General features: G+C 62.3%; 20 protein-coding genes and 1 pseudogene. 4 read left to right on the forward strand and 17 right to left on the reverse strand.

The window, feature by feature from the left end; all coding sequences use genetic code 11:
- Positions 1-149: 149 nt before the first annotated feature.
- Genes RL_RS31630 through RL_RS31645 form a run of 4 tightly spaced genes read right to left on the reverse strand, consistent with a single transcriptional unit; the run spans position 150 to position 3,954 of the window.
- On the reverse strand, positions 150-1,190 hold the full coding sequence (locus tag RL_RS31630) for a sulfate/molybdate ABC transporter ATP-binding protein (RefSeq protein ID WP_011655113.1): 1,041 nt from the start codon (positions 1,188-1,190) through the stop codon (positions 150-152).
- Positions 1,191-1,200: 10 nt separating this feature from the next.
- Positions 1,201-2,073, reverse strand: a complete 873-nt coding sequence (gene cysW / locus RL_RS31635; protein ID WP_011655114.1) for a sulfate ABC transporter permease subunit CysW — start codon at positions 2,071-2,073, stop codon at positions 1,201-1,203.
- The gene (gene cysT / locus RL_RS31640; RefSeq protein WP_011655115.1) at positions 2,063-2,920 is read right to left on the reverse strand and encodes a sulfate ABC transporter permease subunit CysT; all 858 of its coding nucleotides are present in this window, start codon (positions 2,918-2,920) and stop codon (positions 2,063-2,065) included. The genes cysW and cysT overlap by 11 nt, the downstream gene beginning before the upstream one ends.
- Positions 2,921-2,928: 8 nt before the next feature.
- A complete protein-coding gene (locus RL_RS31645) occupies positions 2,929-3,954 on the reverse strand; it encodes a sulfate ABC transporter substrate-binding protein (protein WP_011655116.1) in 1,026 nt (341 codons plus the stop codon).
- A 362-nt stretch (positions 3,955-4,316) separates the two neighbouring features.
- Between RL_RS31645 and RL_RS31650 the strand changes: the two genes are divergently transcribed.
- Positions 4,317-5,333: a porin gene (locus RL_RS31650; protein WP_011655117.1), complete on the forward strand. Its 1,017-nt coding sequence runs from the start codon at positions 4,317-4,319 to the stop codon at positions 5,331-5,333.
- Positions 5,334-5,417: 84 nt separating this feature from the next.
- On the opposite strand, the gene RL_RS31655 is transcribed toward RL_RS31650, so the two are convergent.
- The 8 genes from RL_RS31655 to RL_RS31685 form a co-directional block, all read right to left on the reverse strand.
- Positions 5,418-5,873, reverse strand: a complete 456-nt coding sequence (locus tag RL_RS31655) for a PTS sugar transporter subunit IIA (RefSeq protein ID WP_011655118.1) — start codon at positions 5,871-5,873, stop codon at positions 5,418-5,420.
- A gap of 41 nt (positions 5,874-5,914) precedes the next feature.
- Positions 5,915-6,607 (reverse strand): response regulator transcription factor, encoded by a 693-nt coding sequence (locus RL_RS31660; protein ID WP_011655119.1) that lies wholly within the window; start codon positions 6,605-6,607, stop codon positions 5,915-5,917.
- On the reverse strand, positions 6,604-9,312 hold the full coding sequence (locus RL_RS31665; RefSeq protein WP_011655120.1) for a sensor histidine kinase: 2,709 nt from the start codon (positions 9,310-9,312) through the stop codon (positions 6,604-6,606). Before RL_RS31665 ends, RL_RS31660 begins: the two co-directional genes overlap by 4 nt.
- A gap of 81 nt (positions 9,313-9,393) precedes the next feature.
- A complete protein-coding gene (kdpC, locus tag RL_RS31670) occupies positions 9,394-9,963 on the reverse strand; it encodes a potassium-transporting ATPase subunit KdpC (RefSeq protein WP_011655121.1) in 570 nt (189 codons plus the stop codon).
- Between the two features lie 75 nt (positions 9,964-10,038).
- Complete coding sequence (gene kdpB, locus RL_RS31675; RefSeq protein ID WP_011655122.1) at positions 10,039-12,099, reverse strand: potassium-transporting ATPase subunit KdpB; 2,061 nt, start codon at positions 12,097-12,099, stop codon at positions 10,039-10,041.
- Positions 12,100-12,143: 44 nt separating this feature from the next.
- Positions 12,144-12,299 (reverse strand): hypothetical protein, encoded by a 156-nt coding sequence (locus RL_RS40320; RefSeq protein WP_165447751.1) that lies wholly within the window; start codon positions 12,297-12,299, stop codon positions 12,144-12,146.
- A 9-nt stretch (positions 12,300-12,308) separates the two neighbouring features.
- Positions 12,309-14,012: a potassium-transporting ATPase subunit KdpA gene (kdpA, locus tag RL_RS31680; protein WP_011655123.1), complete on the reverse strand. Its 1,704-nt coding sequence runs from the start codon at positions 14,010-14,012 to the stop codon at positions 12,309-12,311.
- Positions 14,013-14,081: 69 nt separating this feature from the next.
- Positions 14,082-14,171 carry a K(+)-transporting ATPase subunit F gene (locus RL_RS31685; protein WP_003547774.1) on the reverse strand — a complete coding sequence of 30 codons (90 nt, stop codon included), beginning with the start codon at positions 14,169-14,171 and terminating at the stop codon, positions 14,082-14,084.
- A 491-nt stretch (positions 14,172-14,662) separates the two neighbouring features.
- Between RL_RS31685 and RL_RS31695 the strand changes: the two genes are divergently transcribed.
- On the forward strand, positions 14,663-15,706 hold the full coding sequence (locus RL_RS31695; protein WP_011655124.1) for an NAD(P)-dependent alcohol dehydrogenase: 1,044 nt from the start codon (positions 14,663-14,665) through the stop codon (positions 15,704-15,706).
- Positions 15,707-15,721: 15 nt separating this feature from the next.
- Here the strand turns inward: RL_RS31695 and RL_RS31700 are convergent, their stop codons facing one another.
- The 4 genes from RL_RS31700 to RL_RS31715 form a co-directional block, all read right to left on the reverse strand.
- Entirely contained in the window at positions 15,722-16,291 is a 570-nt protein-coding gene (locus tag RL_RS31700) for a DedA family protein (protein WP_011655125.1), read from the reverse strand.
- Positions 16,292-16,321: 30 nt separating this feature from the next.
- A complete protein-coding gene (locus RL_RS31705) occupies positions 16,322-17,683 on the reverse strand; it encodes an FAD-containing oxidoreductase (RefSeq protein ID WP_011655126.1) in 1,362 nt (453 codons plus the stop codon).
- Positions 17,680-18,141 carry a DUF4126 family protein gene (locus RL_RS31710; RefSeq protein ID WP_003547781.1) on the reverse strand — a complete coding sequence of 154 codons (462 nt, stop codon included), beginning with the start codon at positions 18,139-18,141 and terminating at the stop codon, positions 17,680-17,682. Before RL_RS31710 ends, RL_RS31705 begins: the two co-directional genes overlap by 4 nt.
- A gap of 192 nt (positions 18,142-18,333) precedes the next feature.
- Positions 18,334-19,521 (reverse strand): acyl-CoA dehydrogenase, encoded by a 1,188-nt coding sequence (locus tag RL_RS31715; RefSeq protein WP_011655127.1) that lies wholly within the window; start codon positions 19,519-19,521, stop codon positions 18,334-18,336.
- Positions 19,522-19,695: 174 nt separating this feature from the next.
- On the opposite strand from RL_RS31715, the gene RL_RS31720 reads away from it, so the two are divergent.
- Positions 19,696-20,034, forward strand: a complete 339-nt coding sequence (locus tag RL_RS31720) for a cupin domain-containing protein (protein WP_011655128.1) — start codon at positions 19,696-19,698, stop codon at positions 20,032-20,034.
- On the opposite strand, the gene RL_RS31725 is transcribed toward RL_RS31720, so the two are convergent.
- The gene (locus RL_RS31725; protein WP_011655129.1) at positions 20,035-20,988 is read right to left on the reverse strand and encodes a LysR family transcriptional regulator; all 954 of its coding nucleotides are present in this window, start codon (positions 20,986-20,988) and stop codon (positions 20,035-20,037) included.
- Between the two features lie 248 nt (positions 20,989-21,236).
- On the opposite strand from RL_RS31725, the pseudogene RL_RS39545 reads away from it, so the two are divergent.
- Positions 21,237-21,326, forward strand: a pseudogene (locus tag RL_RS39545) (IS5/IS1182 family transposase); the annotation flags it as partial.
- Between the last annotated feature and the right edge of the window lie 135 nt (positions 21,327-21,461).

Here is a 21,461-nt window from a genome sequence, read left to right on the forward strand (position 1 = left end):
TCGCCAAATGCGATTCCGGCGGTGACCTCCTGCATATTCCTTAAATCGGAATTGATTCAAGGATAAAATCATGCAGCAATTCAAAGTGTTACAGCTCCTTTGCTGCTGTCGAAAAGACGCGCGGCGCAGTCGATCGCCGCCCATCTCCATCAACTGCGGAACAGTTTCCAGCGGGTCGGCTTGAAAGCCACCCGGTTGCGGTCGAGCCTGTCGGCCTCGCTCGGCGGCAATTCGATCTCGATATGCGGGCGATCGGCGCCGATATCCAATTCGATATGGCGGGTACCAGCCACGCGGCGGCTGGAAACCGGCTGGCCGGCGATACAGTTTTCAGCTGATTCGCAGAGCCTGACGTCATGCGGGCGGAAATAGAGCTGCGCCGTGCCATCCGGCTCGCCTTCGGCATTGAGGCCGAGCGAGCGGCCTTCGAAGCGAATGTCGCCGTCTGATATTTCGACCTCAAGGCAGTTCGACTGGCCGATGAAGCCGAAGACGAAGGGCGAATTCGGATTGTCGTAGACCTGGTCCGGCGTGCCCACCTGTTCGATCGCGCCCTGACTCATGACGACGACGCGGTCGGCAAGTTCCAGCGCCTCATCCTGGTCGTGGGTGACGAAGACGGTGGTATGGCCGGTGCGGTCGTGGATATCGCGCAGCCACTTGCGCAGGTCCTTGCGTACCTGGGCGTCGAGCGCGCCGAAGGGTTCGTCGAGCAGTAGCACGTTCGGCTCGACGGCCATGGCGCGGGCGAGCGCCACACGCTGGCGCTGGCCGCCGGAAAGCTGGGCCGGGTAGCGCTTTTCCAGACCGGAAAGCTGGACGAGGTCGAGCAGTTCCAACGCCCGCCTGCGGATATCGGCCTTCGGCGGCCGCCGCGCACTGTTTCTCACCTTAAGGCCGAAGGAGACGTTTTCGAGCACCGTCATGTAGCGGAAGAGAGCATAGTGCTGGAAGACGAAGCCGATATTGCGCTGCTGCACCGATTTCTTCGAGGCATCCTCGTCGCCGAAGAAGATCAGCCCCTCCGTCGGGCTTTCGAGGCCGGCAATCAGCCGCAGCAATGTCGTCTTTCCGGAGCCCGAGGGGCCGAGCAGGGCGATCAGCTCGCCGGAGCGGATGTCGAGCGAGACATCGTGCAGCGCCGGAAAACGCTCGAATTCCTTGCGAATGTTTTGAACGCGTACTTCCATTCCAAATCCTTCAGTGCCGCCGGCTGGCGGCGATTTCGGCGCTATAGCGCATTTCCAGCAGCGTCTTCAAAACAAGAGTTACGAGCGCGAGCAAGGCCAAAAGCGTGGCGACCGCAAAAGCGCCGGTGAAATTATACTCGTTGTAGAGAATTTCCACCTGCAGCGGCATGGTGTTCGTCTGGCCGCGGATGTGGCCTGATACCACCGAGACGGCGCCGAATTCGCCCATGGCGCGGGCGTTGCAGAGAAGCACGCCGTAAAGCAGGCCCCATTTGATATTCGGCAACGTCACGTGCCAGAAGGTCTGCCAGCCGCTGGCGCCGAGCGAAAGGGCTGCCTCCTCGTCGGCCGTTCCCTGTTCCTGCATCAGCGGGATCAGCTCGCGGGCGACGAAGGGGAAGGTGACGAACATGGTGGCGAGGATCAATCCCGGTACCGCAAACAGGATCTTGATGTCATGCGCGCTGAACCATTGGCCGAGCCAGGTACTGGAGCCGAACAGCAGAACGAAAACCAGGCCCGATATGACGGGTGAGACCGAGAAGGGCAGGTCGATCAGCGTCGTCAGGAAGGCCTTGCCCTTGAACTCGAACTTGGCGATCGCCCAGGCGGCGGCGACCCCGAAGACGAGGTTGAGCGGCACGCTGACGCCGGCAACGATCAGTGTCAGGCGGATCGCCGAGAAGGTCTCCGTGTCTGCGAGCGCCTGGAAGAAGGGGCCGGCTCCCTTGCGGAAGGCCTCGACGAAGACGGCTGCGAGCGGCAGAAGCAGGATCAGCAGCAGGAAGACGAGCGAGAGGATGATCAGGCTGAAGCGCGCGATCCTGTTTTCGGTGGTCACCGAACGCAGCTTCGTTGGTTGAGCGGTCGCATCAAGCGCCATAGCCGTACCTCCGCCTGCTCCAGCTCTGAATGAGATTGATGACGAGCAGCATGGCAAACGAAATGATCAGCATGATCGCCGCAATGCCGGTCGCCGCGGCGTAATTATACTCTTCGAGTTTGATGATGATCAGCAGCGGCGCGATCTCCGATTTGAACGGCAGGTTGCCGGCGATGAAGATGACCGAGCCGTATTCGCCAACGCCGCGGGCAAAGGCGAGCGCAAAGCCGGTGAGCACGGCGGGGGCCAAGCCTGGCAGCAGCACGCGGAAAATCGTCTGGAAGCGGTTGGCGCCGAGCGTTGCCGCAGCCTCCTCCACTTCCTTGTCGATCTCCTCCATGACCGGCTGCACGGTGCGCACCACGAAGGGCAGACCGACGAAGATCAGCGCCACGACGATGCCGGCCGGCGTGAAGGCGATCTTGATGCCGAGCGGCGTCAGGAACTGGCCGATCCAGCCGTTCGGCGCGTAGAGCGTCGTCAGTGCAATGCCGGCAACGGCGGTCGGCAGCGCGAAGGGCAGGTCGACCATGGCATCGATGATGCGCTTGCCGGGGAAACGGTAACGCACCAGCACCCAGGCGAGGATGATGCCGAAGACGACATTGACGATCGCGGCGATGAAGGCGCTGCCGAAGCTGATGCGCAGCGCGTTCAGCGTGCGAGGATCGAGCGCGATCGACCAGAATTTCTCCCAGCCGAGCGCGCTCGACCGGACGGCAAGGCCCGAGAGCGGGATGAGGATCAGAAGGGTGAGCCAGGTCAAGGTAAGGCCGAGCGCCATTCCGAAACCCGGAATGACGCTCGGCCGTTTGAACCGCCACCGCGTGGGGCTATGTGCTTTCATGAAGTCTATTATTGGGCCGGCTTGTAGATTTGGTCAAATACGCCGCCGTCGCCGAAGAATTTCGGCTGTGCGTCTTTCCAGCCGCCGAAGTCGTCGATGGTCGCGAGCGTCAGCTTCGGGAAGCGGGCGATGTCAGCCGGATCGGCGGCTTCCGGCTTGGTCGGCCGATAGTAGTGCTTGGCAGCAATCTTCTGGCCTTCGTCCGAATAGAGGTAGTTGAGATAGGCTTCGGCGACCTTGCGCGTGCCCTTCTTGTCGACATTGCCGTCGACAATGGCGACCGGCGGGTCGGCGCGGATGGAGAAGGCCGGGGTGACGATCTCGAACTGGTCGGGACCGAGTTCTTCGAGCGAAAGATAGGCTTCGTTTTCCCAGGCGAGCAGCACGTCGCCGAGGCCGCGCTGGACGAAGGTGGTCGTGGCGCCGCGAGCGCCGGTGTCGAGGACCGGGACGTGCTGCAGCAGTTTTGCAACGTAGTCCTGCGCCTTGGCTTCGTCGCCGCCATTCGCCTGCTTGGCCCATGCCCAGGCAGCCAGGAAGTTCCAGCGGGCGCCGCCCGATGTCTTCGGGTTCGGGGTGATGACCTGCACGTCGTCCTTGATCAGGTCGCTCCAATCCTTGATGCCCTTCGGGTTGCCCTTGCGGACGAGGAAGACGATCGTCGACGTATAGGGCGTCGAATTGTTGGGGAACTTGGTCTTCCAGTCGGCCGGGATCTTGCCGGTCGCCTTGGCGATGGCGTCGATATCGCCTTCGAGGGCAAGTGTCACGACATCGGCGTCGAGGCCGTCGATGACGGATCGGGCCTGGGCGCCGGAACCGCCATGCGAAGCCTGGATCGTCACGGTTTCACCGCTGTCCTTTTGCCACTTGGCGGCAAAGGCGGCATTGAAATCCTTATACAATTCGCGGGTCGGATCGTAGGAAACGTTAAGAATCGTCTGATCTGCGAATGCCGGAGCAATGCTTCCGATCGCGAAGCTGCCTGCCATGACCGCCGCCGCGAGGAGCTGGGTGAGCCGTTGTGTCTGCATGGGGAACCCTCCTGTTTTCTGTCTTAACTCTATCAACTCAGTCGTATAATGAAACAAAGGTTCTTCCGGTTCCGGCATGGCTGTTAGAATGCAATTCCATTTAAGGGGCAATTTGGAAATGGACGTGCCGAAGTTGGCCGCGGCCAATTGGTCGCCGGGCGCTGCCTGCCGCAGGGCCGTGTTTTTTTGGCCACAGTTCCTCCACGAAAACGACATGGTGATGCAGATTTTTGCCGAGATTTTGCCGCGATGACACTTGCGGATTCCTATATGGCTCCCGTGCGGTCGTATTCGCCGACTGCTACGCGGGGGCAACCCTTGAAGTGCGCCTCGCATTCCAAACCTGTTTAGGGCCATTCAAAATGAATATCAGAACTATCCTTTTTGCCTCCGTTGCCGCCCTTGCCGCGGCCTCCGGAGCCCGTGCAGCCGACGCCATCGTAGCGGCGGAACCCGAGCCCGTGGAATATGTTCGCGTTTGCGACGCCTACGGTACCGGCTATTTTTATATTCCGGGGACGGAAACATGCCTTTCGATCGGCGGTTACATCCGTACCGAAGTGCGCTTCGGTGAGCAGATATCCGGCGATTCCGACGTAAACTTCTGGACTCGTGGTCAGGTCACCTTCCAGACCAAGAACGACACCGAGTACGGTACGCTCACCGGCGTCATCACCCTGCGTTACAATGTCGACAATGCCTCCGATCAGGAAGCTTTGCTCGACGAAGGCTATCTCGACATTGCCGGTTTCCGCGCCGGTAAACTGTACAGCTGGTGGGATGACGACATGAGCGGCGAGACCGATACGCTCGCCAGCAACGAGACGACCCACAACTCGATCCGTTATCAGTACGAGAATGGTGCTTTCGCGGCCGGCATTTCGGTCGACGAACTCGAAGAAGACTACGACACCAAGCCGGGCGAAGGCCCGAACAACTTCGGTGTCGCAGGCCAGGTCTCCTACAAGGCTGGCGCCATCAGCGCTTACCTGCTTGCCGGTTATGACACCGACACCAGCGAAGTCGCTGTCCGCGGTATCGTCTATGCCGACATCGGCCCGGGCACGCTCGGCATTGCCGGCGTATGGGCAAGCGGCGCCAACTACTACTACGAAGAGTCCGAATGGACGATCGCAGCAGAATATGCCTTGAAGGTCAACGACAAGTGGTCGGTCACCCCAGGCTTCCAGTACTTCGAGAACATCGCTCTCGAGGCTGACGGCAACGGCTTCACCGGCGGCAGCGCCTACACGACGGGTGTCACCATCGACTACCAGATCGTCGAAGACCTGCGTTCGAAGCTCAGCGTGCAATATCACGATGAGGACGAAGGCGACGACGAAGTGTTCGGCTTCCTGCGCTTCCAGCGCGATTTCTAAGATAGTCTGATTGCAGACGAGCGGGCGCGACCTTCGGGCCGCGCCTTATTTATGATGCCGAGAAGTGTGAGCGGTTTTGGGGCGTCATACCCGTGAATCGGCGATGAAATCGGAATAGAATTCGTCGACCGTTCTTGCCTTGCGCATGGCGGCAAGCACGCCGTCCGATTGCAGCCGCCTGGCGATGGCGGACAGCACGTTCAGATATTCGCCGCGATTGGTTTCCCCGAAGAGCAGCACGACGGCGATGTCGGTCGGGATATCGTCGATCGCCTCGAAATCCAGCGGCTGGGCAAAGCGGATGAGCAGGCCGCGTGGGCTGGTCATGGCGTCGATCGCCGCATGCGGGATGGCGATGCCGTTGCCGATGCCGGTGGAGCCGAGCTTCTCACGCGCTTCGAGCGCCTTCAGGATGGTCTGGCCGTCGACGGAGAAAGCCTTGGCGGCCTTGTCCGCTATAGTCTGCAGCGCGCGCCATTTGGTCGGCGCCGACACGCCGATGAAAGTGTGTTCCGGCCGGATGATGTTGGGAAGGTTCATGTCATTCTCAATACTGTTCGGGCAGCGGGAGGGAGGGGATGTCAATCCGGTTCCCTGAGCCGGTAGCCGACGCCGGTCTCGGTGGTGATATAGTGCGGCTGGTCCGGAATCTGCTCGACCTTTTGCCGCAGCTGCCGGACGTAGACGCGCAGATACTGCACGTCAGCCGCCGGCCCCCATATCTGCTTTAGAAGAAACTGGTGTGTCAGCACCTTGCCGGCATGCTGGGCGAGCACGCGCAGGATGTCGTATTCCTTCGGCGACAATTTTATTTCGTTACCGTCCACCTTGACGATGCGCTTGACGAGATCGATCGACAACCCGCCGGTCTGGAAGATCGCCTTTTCGCCCTGCTGCTGCAGGCGGTGGCGCAACGCCACGCGGATGCGGGCGCCGAGCTCGTTGATGCCGAAGGGCTTGGTGACGTAATCGTCGGCGCCGCTTTCCAGCGCCTTGACGATGCCGGCCTCGTCGGTGCGGCTGGACAGAATGACGACGGGCATGGAAAGCCCCTCGTCGCGCCACTCCTGCAGCAGGTCATGCCCGGGCGTGTCGGGCAGGCCGAGGTCGAGCACGATGAGGTCGGGCATGTCGTCGGTGACCGACTGACGGGCGGCGCTGGCGTTCGGCGCCTCCTGCACCTCGTAGCCCTGCGCGGTCAGGCCGACGCGGAGCAGCTTGCGGATCGGAGGCTCGTCGTCGACGACGAGGATTTTGACGGCTGAACCGGTCATCTGAGTTCATCCAGTTTCGGAATGTCGGTGGGTTTCGGCAGGCGGATGGTGAAGACGGCGCCCCGGCGGCCCGTCCGGTTGCCGGCGGTGATCGTGCCGCCCATCGCCTCGATGAAGCCGCGGCAGATGGAAAGGCCAAGCCCGGTGCCGGCGCGCACCTGATCGCCTTTGCGCACACGGTAGAAAGTGTCGAAGACGCGGGTGAGATCTGCTGGCGGGATGCCCGGGCCTTCGTCCGAGACCTGCACGACGACGTTGTCGGCATCGGCCCAGCCCTCGATATGGATGACCGATCCCTCAGGCGCATATTTCGCGGCATTGTCGAGCAGGTTGAAGATCACCTGCTCGAACAGGACGGGATCGACACGCACCATCGGCAGGTCGGCGGGAATGCTCATCTCGGTCTTGTGGCCGTCGAGGATCTTTGCCGCCCGGCGCAGCGCGCTGCCGATGATATCGCCGGCATAATGCAGCGCGTGGTTCGGCTCCATCGCGCCGGATTCGATCTTGGTCATGTCGAGCAGGTTGGCGATGAAGCGGTTGAGGCGTTCGGATTCGTCGACGACGGTCGACAGAAGGTCGCTGCGATCCTCTTCCGGCATCGAGGCGAAATAATCGCGTAGCGTGCCGGCGGCGCCAAGGATGGCGGCAAGCGGGGTTTTCAGGTCGTGCGAGATCGACGTCAGCAGGGCTGAGCGCAACCGGTCGGATTCGGCCGCAAGTCTTGCCCGGTCGACATCGGCGACAAGCTGGATGCGTTCGATGGCAAGGGCCGCCTGGTCGGCCAGCGCATCGAGCAGCCGCTGCTGCTCTGGCGTCAGCAGCGGCCCGTCGCGGCGGTCGCTGTCGAGGCCGATGACGCCGACGGCGGTGCGCCCGGTTCTAAGCGGCACATAGAGGCGCTTGGCGCCGGGCAGGGTGTCGGCGCCGCGGCCGGCGGCGTGATTGTGTTCCCAGGCCCAGCGGGCCGCGGCGATATCGGCATCGTCGAGCGTGTCATCAGGCGGATAACCGGCCTTGACGGCGATGCTGCCCTCTTCCGGCAGCAGCAGCACGACGCGGACCTTCAGCATCGAGGCGAGCTGGAAGGCGGTTGCCCAGAGCACGTCGTCGAGCGTGCCGGTGCCGGCGAGCTTTTTCGAAAAGAGATAGAGGTCTTCCGTCGTGCGCGCCCGCTGGCGGGCGGCCGCCGCCTGCCGCTGCACGGTCGCTGTCAGATTGCTGGCGATAATGGCGACGCCCAGGAAGAAGAAGAGCGCAAGCACGCTTTCCGGATCGCTGATCGTCAGCGTGTAGCGCGGCGGCAGGAAGAAGAAGTTGAAGGAAAGGGCGCTGAGGATGCAGCTGTAGAGTGCAGGCCGCAGGCCGTGGAGAACGGCGGAGGTCAGCACCGCCATCAGGAAGACGAGGGCGAGGTTGCGCACGTCGAGCACTTGGTCGAGCACGACGCTGACGCCGAGCGCGATGGCGACATAGCCGGTCGCCAGCAGGTAGGCCCTGAAATCCAGCGGCGGCGCGGTGACGGCGGCCTTGACGCCGCGTGTGGTAGTGCCGTCCTTCTCGTTGCCTGAAATGACGTGGACGCTGATCTCTCCGGCCCTGCGGATCAGTTCGTCGGTGATCGAGCGGCTCCACCAGTCCCGCCATGTCGGCTTCTTCGGGGCGCCGATGACGATGTGGGTGACGTTGTTGGCGGTGGCGTGACCGACGAGCTCTTCGGCGACCTCGCGGCCGGGAAGGGTGATCGCCTCGCCGCCGAGCTGCTCGGCAAGGCGCAGCGTCGATGCGACCGTGTCACGCTCGGCCTCGCTCAGATTGATCGAGCGGTTGGTCTCGATATAGACAGCGGCCCAAGGCGCGCGCAGGCGCGAGGCCATGCGGGCGGCGTAGCGCACCAGTGACGCTGAGCGCGGATGGTGGTCGACCGAGACGAGAACGCGCTCGCTCGCCGCCCATGGGCCGGATATGGCATGAGCCTGCATATGGGTGAGCAACTGATCGTCGACGCGCTGGGCGGTCTTGCGCAGCGCAAGCTCTCTGAGCGCCGTCAGGTTGCCGGGGGTGAAATAATTGGTCAGCGCCCGCTCGGCGGTGCGCGCCATATAGACCTTGCCGTCATGCAGCCGCTTGATCAGATCATCCGGCGTCAGGTCGATGATCTCGACGTCGTCGGCAAGGTCGATGATTGAGTCCGGCACCGTCTCGCGCACACGGATGCGGGTAATCTGCGAGACGACGTCGTTCAGGCTTTCGACGTGCTGGATGTTCAGCGTCGTATAGACGTCGATGCCGCGATCGAGCAATTCCCTCACGTCGAGATAGCGCTTCGGATGGCGGCTGCCCTCGGCATTGGTATGGGCGAGTTCGTCGACCAGCACGAGATCAGGCCGGCGGGCGAGGATGCCGTCGAGATCCATTTCTTCAAGCGCCCGGCCCTTGTAGCTGATTTCGACGCGAGGGATGATCTCGAAGCCGGCGACGAGCGCCTCGGTCTCCTTGCGGCCGTGGGTCTCGACGACGCCGATGACGACATCGAGACCGTCGGCGACCTTCGCACGACCGGAAATGAGCATCTCGTAGGTCTTGCCGACGCCGGGGGCGGCACCCAGAAAGATCTTCAGACGGCCGCGCGTCTCGGCCCGGGCCTTTTCGAGAAGCGCATCGGGCGAGGGCCTGCCGGCCTGGTCGCGGTTGTCGTCTGGCATGCGTATGGTCTTTCTGCAGATGGCTGCCGGGGCGGGCGCTACCGCGGATGGGAAGGAACGGGTGCGCCCAGCCTGGCAGGGTCACTGAGTCATAGAAGCATCAAGGGTCTGGTTCAACGCCATAACATTGACTGTAGGTTCGCCGAGAATGCCGAGTTCGCGGGCTTGAACGGCGCCGTCGACCAGTGCCTTGACCTTGGCTTCATCCATGCTGCGTGCCTTGGCGACGCGCGGTACCTGGAAATAGGCCGCTTCCGGCGAGATATCGGGATCGAGGCCGCTGCCCGAAGCCGTGACGAGGTCGGCGGGGACATCGGCCGTCGGGTTCGCCGCCTTGGCTGCCTCGTAGTCACCCTTGACGCGGTCGATCAGCTTCTGGCTGGTCGGGCCGAGGTTAGAGCCGCTGGAGGCAGCCGCATTGTAGCCGTCGCCGGCGGCCGAGGGGCGGCCGTGGAAATACTTGTCGCTGGTGAAGGCCTGGCCGATCAGCGTCGAGCCGATCACCTGGCCGTTCTTCTCGATCAGGCTGCCGTTCGCCTGGGTCGGGAAGAGGGCCTGGGCAGCACCAGTCATGGCGAGCGGATAGAGAAGGCCGGTGATGGCGGTGGTGGCGACGATCATGACGATTGCCGGACGAAGTTCTTTCAACATTGTCTTACTCCTTGGAGTGTTCTTTTGCGAAGAGCTCCGGTTCCGATCCTCTCGGAACCGGGATGGCTCCAGGCCTCAGGCGAGGCCGAGGGCTGCGACAGCCATGTCGATCGCCTTGATGCCGATGAAGGGGACGATGATGCCGCCGGCACCATAGATCAGCAGGTTGCGCGACAGTAGCGCGCCGGCGCCGATCGGACGGTAGCGCACACCCTTCAGCGACAGCGGGATCAGCGCGATGATGATCAGCGCATTGAAGATGATCGCCGAGAGGATGGCGCTTTGCGGCGTCGAAAGCCCCATGATGTTCAGCACGCCGAGCTGCGGGTAGAAGGTCAGGAACATCGCCGGGATGATGGCGAAGTACTTGGCGATGTCGTTGGCGATCGAAAAGGTCGTCAGCGCGCCGCGCGTCATCAACAGCTGTTTGCCGATCTCGACGATCTCGATGAGCTTCGTCGGATCGCTATCGAGATCGACCATGTTGCCGGCCTCGCGGGCGGCGACGGTGCCGGTGTTCATGGCGACGCCGACATCGGCCTGGGCAAGCGCCGGCGCATCGTTGGTGCCGTCGCCGCACATGGCGACGAGCTTGCCCTTCGACTGTTCCTCGCGCATCAGCGCCAGCTTCATTTCCGGCGTTGCCTGGGCGAGGAAGTCGTCGACGCCGGCCTCGGCGGCGATGGCGGCCGCCGTCAGTGGGTTGTCGCCTGTTATCATCACCGTGCGGATGCCCATGCGACGCAGCTCGGTGAAGCGCTCGCGAATGCCGCCCTTGACGATATCCTTCAGCTGGATGACGCCGAGCAGCCTGCCGTCGCGGGCAACGGCCAGCGGCGTGCCGCCTGATTTGGCGACTTCGTCGGCGATCGACTGCAGTTCGCGCACGACCTCGCTGCCGTTTTTCGAGGATGAATCGCCGTTGACATAGGTCAGCACGGCATCGACCGCACCCTTGCGGATCGAGGCGCCTTCGAGATCGACGCCGCTCATGCGGGTCTGGGCGGTGAAGGGCACGAAGGTTGCTTTCAGGCTTGCCATGTCGCGGCCGCGGATCGCATATTTCTCCTTGGCGAGCACGACGATGGAACGACCTTCCGGTGTCTCATCGGCAAGCGAGGCGAGCTGGGCGGCATCGGCGAGATCCTGTTCGGACACGCCGCGGACCGGACGGAAGGTCGTCGCCTGGCGATTGCCGAGCGTGATCGTGCCCGTCTTGTCGAGCAGCAGCGTGTCGACGTCGCCGGCAGCTTCGACCGCGCGGCCGGACATGGCGAGCACGTTGAAGCGGACGAGGCGGTCCATGCCGGCGATGCCGATTGCCGACAGCAGCGCGCCGATCGTCGTCGGGATCAGGGTGACGAAGAGGGCGACGAGCACGATGATCGGGATCGAGCCGCCGGCATAGATGGCGAAACTCGGGATCGTCGCGGTCGCAAGCACGAAGATCAGCGTCATGCCGGCAAGCAGGATGTTGAGCGCGATCTCGTTCGGCGTCTTCTGGCGCTCAGCACCTTCGACGAGCGCAATCATCCGGTCGATGAAGGTCGAGCCGGCAGCCGCGGTGATGCGCACGCGGATCCAGTCGGACAGCACCTGCGTGCCGCCGGTGACGGCCGAGCGGTCGCCGCCGGATTCGCGGATGACAGGGGCGGATTCGCCTGTTATCGCCGCTTCGTTGACGGAGGCCACACCTTCGATGACTTCGCCATCCGACGGGATGATGTCGCCGGCCTCGACGAGCACGAGATCGCCAACCTTGAGGCTGGTGCCCGGCACCATGCGATAGCCGCTGCCATTGTTGGCGGTGAGCAGTTTGGCCTGGGTTTCGGTGCGCGCCTTGCGCAGCGAATCCGCCTGCGCCTTGCCGCGGCCTTCGGCGACGGCTTCGGCGAAATTGGCAAAGAGCACGGTGAACCAGAGCCAGAGATTGATCTGGAACGAGAAGCCGAGATTGCCGTTGCCCGCCACCAGATCGCGCAGGAAGAGGACGGTGGTCAACACCGAGACCGTGGCCACGACAAACATGACCGGGTTTCTGGCGAGCGCGCGGGGGGTCAGCTTCTTGAAAGCGGCCCCCACGGCCGGAATGAGGATGCGAGAATCCATGACGCTCGCGGATTTTGCCTGGCTCATAAGAGACTCCAGCTTTGAAACGAGGATGGCGAACCGGAAGCCGGTCAGCCCTGTAAGATTTTGAAGATGGCGGCGATGACGAGGAGGCCTGCCATCATCACCAGGATGATGTCGGAGGCGCGGGTCGTCGGGCCATGCCCTCGTCCCGGCGCACCGGGACGAGGGTGGAAGGCGTTGCGAAGCCTGTGACGGAGGATCATGGCATCACCTCAGAAGGTCTGGCCGGCGATCATGACCAGGTGCTCGACGACAGGGCCGAGCGCCAAGGCCGGGAAGAAGGTCAGGCCGCCGACGATCAGGATCGTGCCGACAAGCAGGCCGACGAAGAGCGGACCGTCGGTCGGGAAGGTGCCTGCCGAGGCCGGAACCGTCTTCTTGGCGATCAGCGAGCCGGCGATGGCAAGGGCCGGGATGATGACCAGGAAGCGGCCGGCGAGCATGCCGATGCCGAGCGTGATGTTGTACCAGGGCGTATTGCCCGTCAGGCCGCCGAAAGCCGAGCCGTTGTTGGCCGCAGCCGAGGTATAGGCATAGAGGATTTCGGAGAAGCCGTGCGGGCCGGCGGTGCCGATCGAGGCTACGGCGGAAGGCAGCACCGTGGCGATGGCGGTGAAGACCAGCATGGCGAGCGGCAGGCAGAGGATGGCGAGAACGGCCATCTTCATTTCCTTCGCCTCGATCTTCTTGCCGAGATATTCGGGCGTGCGGCCGACCATCAGGCCGGCGACGAAGACGGCGACGATGATGAACAGCAGGATGCCGTAGAAGCCCGCGCCGACACCGCCGACGATGATTTCGCCGAGCTGCATGTTGATCAGCGGAATCAGGCCGCCAAGCGCGGTGAAGCTGCCATGCATGGCATTGACCGCGCCGCAGGAGGCGGCCGTGGTAATGACGGCGAAGAGCGAAGACATGGCGACGCCGAAGCGGACTTCCTTGCCTTCCATATTGCCGCCGCCGAGACCGAAAGCGTGCATCAGCGGGTTGCCGGCAGCTTCCGCCCAATAGGTGACGATGACGCCGGCGACGAACAGCACGCCCATCGTGGCAAGGATCGCCCAGCCCTGGCGCTGGTTGCCGACCATGCGGCCGAAGACGTTGGTCAAAGCCGCGCCGATCGCGAAGATCGAGACCATCTGGATGAGATTGGAGATCGCGTCGGGATTTTCGAACGGATGGGCCGAATTGGCGTTGAAGAAGCCGCCGCCATTGGTGCCGAGCATCTTGATCGCAAGCTGCGAAGCGACGGGGCCGACGGCAATCGTCTGCTGCGCGCCTTCGAGCGTGGTCGCATTGACATAGGGCCCAAGTGTCTGCGGCACGCCGAGATAGACGTAGACGATCGTCAGCACGATGCAGATCGGCAGCAGGATGTAGAACGTGCCGCGGATCATATCGACCCAGAAATTGCCGATCGCCTTGCCCGACGCCCGTGCGAAGGCACGGATGAAGGCGACAGCGATCGCCATGCCGGTCGCGGCCGACAGGAAGTTCTGCACCGTGAAGCCGGCCATCTGGGTCAGATACGACATGGTGCTTTCGCCGCCGTAATTCTGCCAGTTGGTGTTGGTGGGAAAGCTGACGGCGGTGTTGAACGAAAGCTCCGGCGGGACGGCGGCCATGCCGGCCGGATTATAGGGCAGGATATCCTGGAAGCGCAGGAGCGCGTAGAGGACGAGGACGCCGAGCAGGTTGAACATCAGCATCGCGAAGGCATAGGAGGTCCAATGCTGCTCCTCGCGCTCGCTGGTGCCGGCAATACGGTAAAGCCCCCGTTCGATCGGAACGAGGACTGGGGAGAGGAATGTGCGCTCGCCATTGTAGACACGCGTCATGTAGCCGCCGAGCGGTTTGACGAGCACGAGGACGATCCCGCAGTAAAGCAGGATCTGAAGCCATCCGTTGAGGGTCATTTGAGGTAACTTTCAATACCCGGCTGCTTCTCGGTCGCGCATGCGTGACCCCGGAAGCGCCAGTTCTCTTCAAAAGCGTTCTGGGCGAAGGAGAGCGTAGGTGAGGTAAACGGTGAGAAACACGGTCACGGCACCGCTCAAGACATAATCGAGGGTCATCGTCGGTTCTCCTGTCAAAGCCTGTCGCAGGCTCGGGTGTAGGCAAAGCACAGCGCGAAAAATATGATCGCGGTGCCAAGTAGAATGATATCCATCATGATCGTGACTCCTGTTGTTCTTGTTGGAGTCAGACAAGACAAAGGGCGCTGGGAGGCCGCCTTTCATGCTTTCTGGCGTGGAGATGATCTTTTCGATCTCTCGGACATCAATATGGAGCCGAAGCGCATAAAGGTTCGAGACGGACGACAGGCCATCTATATAAAAATCTTATAAATGCCCTTGTGAGCCGCTCGCCGTCGGACCAGGCTGGCGCGGGTTCGGAGGGGCCGCTGCTCGGCACTAAGCCTCCGGCAGATCTGCTTGAGCATTTTATCATTTGTTGAGCAAAAGCCTTCTCAATCTGGTTGAATTGGGAAGGCTTCGGGCTTTATAGTCGTCTTCAACGCTGCCCGATGGAGTCATGGGCAAGCCACTAGGGAAGGAAACCGACGATGACCAAAGTCCGCGCGCTTGTCCTCGAGCGCCAGCATGAGCTTGCGCTCCGCGATATCGATCTGCCGCTCGAAACCGGCCCCGGCGAGGTGAAGATCAGGATCCACACGGTCGGCGTCTGCGGTTCGGACGTGCATTATTACACCCACGGCAAGATCGGCCCCTTCGTGGTCAACGCGCCGATGGTGCTCGGCCATGAGGCGGCCGGCACGGTGGTCGAGGTCGGGGCCGGCGTCACGCATCTGAAAGTCGGCGACCGCGTCTGCATGGAGCCCGGCATTCCCGATCCGAATTCCAAGGCAAGCCGGCTCGGCATGTACAATATCGACCCGGCCGTCACCTTCTGGGCGACCCCGCCGATCCACGGCGTGCTGACGCCAGAGGTCGTGCATCCCGCCAATTATACCTTCAAGCTACCGGACAATGTCAGCTTTGCCGAAGGCGCCATGGTCGAGCCTTTCGCCGTCGGCATGCAGGCGGCCACCAAGGCGAAGATTACGCCTGGTGATACTGCCGTCGTCCTCGGCGCCGGGCCGATCGGCACGATGGTGGCGATCGCGGCGCTTGCCGGCGGCTGCGCCCGCGCGATCGTCGCCGATCTTGCCCAGCCGAAGCTCGATATCGCCGCGCAGTACCAGGGTGTCATTCCGGTCAATATCCGCGAGAAGAACCTGGCCGAAGAGGTTGCCCGGCTGACCGACGGCTGGGGCGCCGATGTCGTCTTCGAATGCTCCGGCTCGCCGAAGGCCTGGGAGACGATCATGGCGCTGCCGCGCCCGGGCGGCGTCATCGTCGTCGTCGGCCTGCCGGTCAATCCGATCGGCTTCGACGTCTCGACGGCATCCACCAAGGAAATCCGCATCGAGACAGTGTTCCGCTACGCGCATCAGTATGAGCGCTCGATCGCGCTGCTCGGCTCGGGTCGCGTGGATCTGAAGCCGCTGATATCAGAGACCTTCAAATTCGACGATTCGATCAAGGCGTTTGATCGCGCCGTCGAGGCCCGGCCGAGCGACGTGAAGCTGCAGATCGTGATGGAATAGGGCGCTACAGTGCTCCTATGAGTGCCTGGCGCTCAGTTTCATCTTGCGAAAGGCAAGGGCCGCGGCTGCGACGACAGCCGCGGCGCCGATTGCAATCAGCAGGTGGCGGTGAAGGGGAAGGTGGCCCAATGTCTGTTCGATGCCATGCCCGAACACATAACCGAGCGCCGTGAACAGCTGCCCCCACACCAACGCGGCCGCGGCATTCAGGATAATGAATTTACCGGTCGCAATTCGCGTTGTCCCGATGACGATCGGGCTGATCGTCCGCAACCCAACCAGGAAACGAAACGCGAGGATGAAGCCTGTGGGGTATCTTTCCAGAAGCCGGGTTGCGCGCGCTAGCGTCGGTGTTTCCATCAGCCGGCGGACGAGACCCCATCGAGCGGCATAACGGCCGGCGAAGAACCAGAACTGATCGCCGGCGAAGGATCCTGCCGTTGCTGCAAGCGACGCCGACCAATAGGTCAGCAGCCCGCGGTGGGAAATCACGCCGCCGAGGAAGGCAGCTGTTTCGCCTTCGAAGGCTGCGCCCAGAAATATCGCCAGCAGGCCGTAGTGCTCGATCAGCAGTTCGATAGACACGCAGCTGTCCTCGGCCCGGGGTTTCTACAGCTAAACCGGCTTCAAATCCCCAAGCAGCGTCGGGATCAGCTCCGACACCGTCGGGTGGATCGGCACCGACCATTGCAATGCGGGATAGGTCGTTCCTGCATTCATCGCGTCTATGATGCCGTGGATCACCTCGTCGCCCTCGATGCCGAGGATCGCTGCACCGAGGATTTTTTTGGTCTCGGCGTCGGCGATCACCTTCATGAAGCCCTTGGTCTCGCCGCGCTCGTTGGCGCGGCCGACGCGGCTCATCGGCCGGGTCGAGATCATGATCTTGCGTCCCGAGGCGCGCGCCTGCTTCTCCGTCATGCCGACACGGCCAAGCGGCGGGTCGATATAAAGCGCATAGGCCGGGATACGGCTCGAGACCTTGCGGTCGTCGCCGTCGAGCAGATTGGCAGCGGCGATCTCGAAATCATTGTAGGAAGTGTGGGTGAAGGCGCCGTGGCCGTTGCAGTCGCCGAGCGCCCAGATGCCGTCGACATTGGTGGCAAGCCTGTCGTCGACGGTAATGAAGCCGCGTCCGTCGGTGATGACGCCGGCGGCATCGAGGCCGAGATCGTCGGTGTTCGGCTTGCGGCCCGTGGCAATCAGCACATGGCTCGCATCGATCCTCGCTGAATCGGTGGCGACCGTTATTCCGTCGCTGCTCTTGGCAAAGGCGATATCGCTGACGCCGGTATGAATGTCGATGCCCTCCGAGCGCAGGACATCGGCGATTGCGTCGGATATATCCTCGTCCTCGCGCGATGCGAGCTTCGGGCCATGCTCGATGACGCTGACTTCGGCGCCGAAGCGGCGATACATCTGCGCGAATTCCAGCCCGATATAACTGCCGCCGATCACGACCAGATGCCGTGGCAGCGTGTCGAGATGGATGATCGAGGTGCTGGTGAGGTAATCGATATCGTTGACGCCTGATAGCTCGGGGATGACCGGCCGCGCGCCGACATTGAGGAAGATGCGCGGTGCGGTCAGCGTCTCGCCGTTGACGCTGACGGTCTTCGGGCCCTCGAAGCGGGCATGGCCGTAAATCACAGTCATGCCGTCCATGCCGGCGAACCAGCCGATCAGGCCGTTGCGGGCATTCATGGTCACCGTTTCGGCGCGCGCCCTGACCACCGTCATGTCGATGGCGATCTCGCCTGGAATATTGACGCCGTAAGCAGCACTGTTTCTTGCGACATGGGCGGCGCGGGCGCTGGCGACCAGTGTCTTCGTCGGCATGCAGCCAGCATTGACACAGGTGCCGCCGAGGAATTTGCGCTCGATCAGCGCGACCTTCATGCCTTTTTCGACCATCCTGGCGGCAAGAAACGGGCCGGCCTGGCCGGCGCCGATAACGATGGCGTCGAAGCTTTTCATGCGACGGCCCCCACGATCAGCACCGCGCCGATGACGGCGACGGCATCCTCGATGAGAGCGGCCGGCAGATCCTTGCCGAAGGAGGCGGCAAGCCTGCCGCGGACGGCGGCGCCACCATATGTGCCGATGACAGCGCCGATCACGCCGGCAATCAGCCCGCCGAAAAGCAGGCTGCTGGCGGCACCGATCGTGGCACCGGCCAGCGCGCCCGTGACGATGCGAGCGCCGAATTGCACCGGCACCTTGCGCGACGGTGTCGAAGGCAGCTGGTCGGTGATCAGTTCAACGACGGCGAGAAGCGTGAAGATCCACGGCGTCCATTGGTAACCCATGATGGCAAGCGGCGTCTGCGAGACATCGAACCATCCAAGTGCTGCGCCCCAGGCGACGGCGGCGGGCGCCGTCATGGCGCGAAGCCCGGCAATGACACCAATCAGCAATGCAAGAAGCAGAAACATGCATGATCCCCTTTTGCCGGCTCTTGCCGCAGTCAGGGAAGGTTGCATATTGTCAGGCGTGTGGCAATTCGCCCTTTCGCTCCAAAGGGCTAAAGCGCGTCGCGTCGAATCGGAATCATGTGACGCGCTTTAAGTCTTTGTTTTATGCATGCCGTTGTCCCAAAACCGCTGCACACTTTTGGGCGGCATGCACTAATTCGCAAAAGCGGCAATGCCGGTAATCGCCCGGCCGATGATCAGCGCGTGGATGTCGTGCGTGCCCTCATAGGTGTTGACCACTTCGAGGTTGACGAGATGACGGGCGATGCCGAATTCGTCGGAGATGCCGTTGCCGCCGAGCATGTCGCGGGCCGCCCGCGCAATCTCCAGTGCCTTGCCGCAGCTGTTGCGCTTGAGGATCGAGGTCAGCTCCACCGGCGGATGGCCTTCCTCCTTCATGCGGCCAAGCCGCAGGCAGCCCTGAAGGCCGAGCGAGATTTCCGCCGCCATGTCGGCGAGCTTCTTCTGGATCAGCTGGTTGGCAGCAAGCGGCCGGCCGAACTGCTTGCGCTCGAGCGTGTATTGCCGGGCTCTCGCATAACAATCCTCGGCAGCGCCGAGTGCGCCCCAGGCGATGCCGAAGCGAGCCGAGTTGAGGCAGGTGAACGGGCCCTTGAGGCCGGTCACATCAGGCAGAAGATTTTCCTCAGGCACGAAGACCCCATCCATCACCACCTCGCCGGTGATCGAGGCACGCAGGCCGACCTTGCCGTGGATCGCGGGCGCCGAAAGTCCTTTCCAGCCCTTTTCGAGGATGAAGCCGCGGATGAGCCCGTCCTCGGTCTTTGCCCAGACGACGAAGACATCGGCGATCGGTGCGTTGGAGATCCAGGTCTTCGAGCCGGTCAGGCTGTAGCCGCCGTCGACTTTTTTGGCGCGTGTCGCCATCGAGCCGGGGTCGGAGCCGTGATCGGGCTCCGTCAGGCCGAAGCAGCCGATCCATTCGCCGGTGGCGAGTTTCGGCAGGTATTTCAGCTTCTGCGCCTGCGACCCGAAGGTTTCGATCGGCACCATCACGAGTGAGGACTGCACGCTCATCATCGAACGATAGCCACTATCGACCTTTTCGACCTCGCGGGCGATCAGGCCGTAGGCGACGTAACCGAGGCCGGCGCCGCCATAATCCGGCGAGATCGTCGGGCCGAGCAGGCCGAGTTCGCCCATTTCGCGGAAGATCTCAGGATCGGTCTTTTCATTGCGGAAGGCGTCCAGAACGCGGGGCGCAAGCTTTTCCTGCGCATAGGCGTGGGCGGTGTCTTGCACCATGCGCTCTTCGCTGGTCAGTTGTTCCACCAGGCGGAACGGATCGGCCCAGTCGAAAACTTCGCGCGTATGCTGCATGGCGGTGTCTCCTCATCCCAGTTCAGGCTTACCTCGCTCAACTTGGCCATAGACCCGCCAGCCGACCGCGTCAACAGAAGGAGGTCGCGTCGAAAAGACGGGCCGGGCCATCTTTTCAAAAGCGTCGGCATGATCCACTTTGCCCGCGATCGATTCTGGAACGAGGAGGCGGAAATGTCGTCAAGCGATCTGTTCGTATCGGCCGAAGGCGCCGAATGGGTCAATCCCGAGCCCGGCGTCGTCAGGCGCATCATGACCTATCTGCCCGAGATGATGATGGTGGAAGTGGCCTTCGAAAGCGGCGCTGTGGGTGCGGCCCATTCGCATCCGCACATTCAGGCCAGCTACGTCGCCGAAGGCAGTTTCGAAGTGACGATCGATGGCCGGACCGAGGTGCTGAAACAGGGCGGCAGCTTCATCGTGCCCCCTAATCTGGTCCACGGCGTCAAGGCGCTGGAAAAGGGCCGGCTGATCGATGCATTCACTCCGCACCGGGCCGAATTCCTGAAGTAGTCAGGTTTCCACCTTTGCCCGGCGCGCCGGACCGGCGGCGGTGACATAGGGTGGTACGAAGCGCGTATCCTCGCCGCGCACCGCCTCGCGCAGGAAATCGATGACGGCGCGCACGCGCGGCGCCTGTTTCAGGTCGCGATGGCAGGTGATCCAGTAATGGCGCTTGAGGTCGATTTCCTCGGGCAGGACGCGCACGAGTTCGGGATAACGACTGGCGAAGAAATAGGGCAGGATGCAGAGGCCGAGGCCGTTTCTGGTGGCAGTGAGCTGCGCGAAGATGCTGGAACTCTGGAATTGCGGCTTGATGCGCGGGTGCACATCGCCGAGATAATCCAGGCCCGGCGCGAAGATCATCTCCTCGATATAGCTGACGAAGGGATGGCCGAGCAGGTCTTCGCGGCAGGTGATCGGCGCGGCCTTGGCCAGATAGTCGCGCGAGCCATAGACCTGCAGGTGGTAGTCCGTCAGCTTCTCGGCGAAATAAGCCCCGCCCTTCGGCTCGTCGAGAACGACGGAAAGATCGGCCTCCTTGCGCGACAGCGACATGATCTGCTGGATCGTCACCAGTTCCAGCGAGAGATGCGGATGCTGGGCGGCAAACTGCGGCAGCACGGTTGCGAAGAAGAAATTGGCAAAACCCTCCGGTGCGCTCAGCCGCACCAGGCCGCGCTGCGCCATCGAGCCGGCGGCAAGATCGGCACGCAGCCGCTCGGTCTCCTGCTCCATCTTCTCGGCCGTCTCGACAAAGCGCGTGCCCATGGCGGTCAGCACGTAGCCGCGCGGATTGCGCTCGAACAGCTTGACCTTGAGGGTGAACTCCAGCCGGTCGATGCGGCGCGAGACGGTGGCATGGCTGGAGCGCAGCTGGCGGGCCGCGGTCGACAGCTGTCCGGTGCGGGCGACGGCTAGAAAAAACTGCAGATCGTCCCAAGTAAACTGCGGTGGATTGTTCATCGCGATCCTCTCTGTTCAAAAAGCGATAATGAATTGCGCAATTTTCGGCACCTGCCATCCCGTCATCATAGCTATGAGCAGAAGGCCGATGCCACGTCGTTCAAACTCGCACGGTAAAAACCCCAGTGGATTAGCAGACCACGGCTAAGACTTCCCCGCGAACTTCTTCGATAATACGCGCAAAAGAGTTCGCTCACATGTTTGCGGATAATACGGTTTTTATTGTTGGTGCCGGGGCAAGCGTTGAGGAAAAATCAATCGCTTCGGCCGAAGCCTGGATAGTCATCGCTCACATCCACATCCTCACCCGACACCTGGCAAGATACTACATTCATTGAATTCTTTTCGAAGCAGGCTCTGAGGTTTCTTGGAGGATATATTAATTCTGCTTAAGTACTATTGTGTATGGTTAATATTATGTTAACCTCAAAGAGATCCGAGGCGATTAGTACCTTTTCAAGCCGGAAATTTGA

It is taken from the genome of Rhizobium johnstonii 3841, assembly GCF_000009265.1.
GTDB classification, from domain to species: Bacteria; Pseudomonadota; Alphaproteobacteria; order Rhizobiales; family Rhizobiaceae; genus Rhizobium; species Rhizobium acaciae.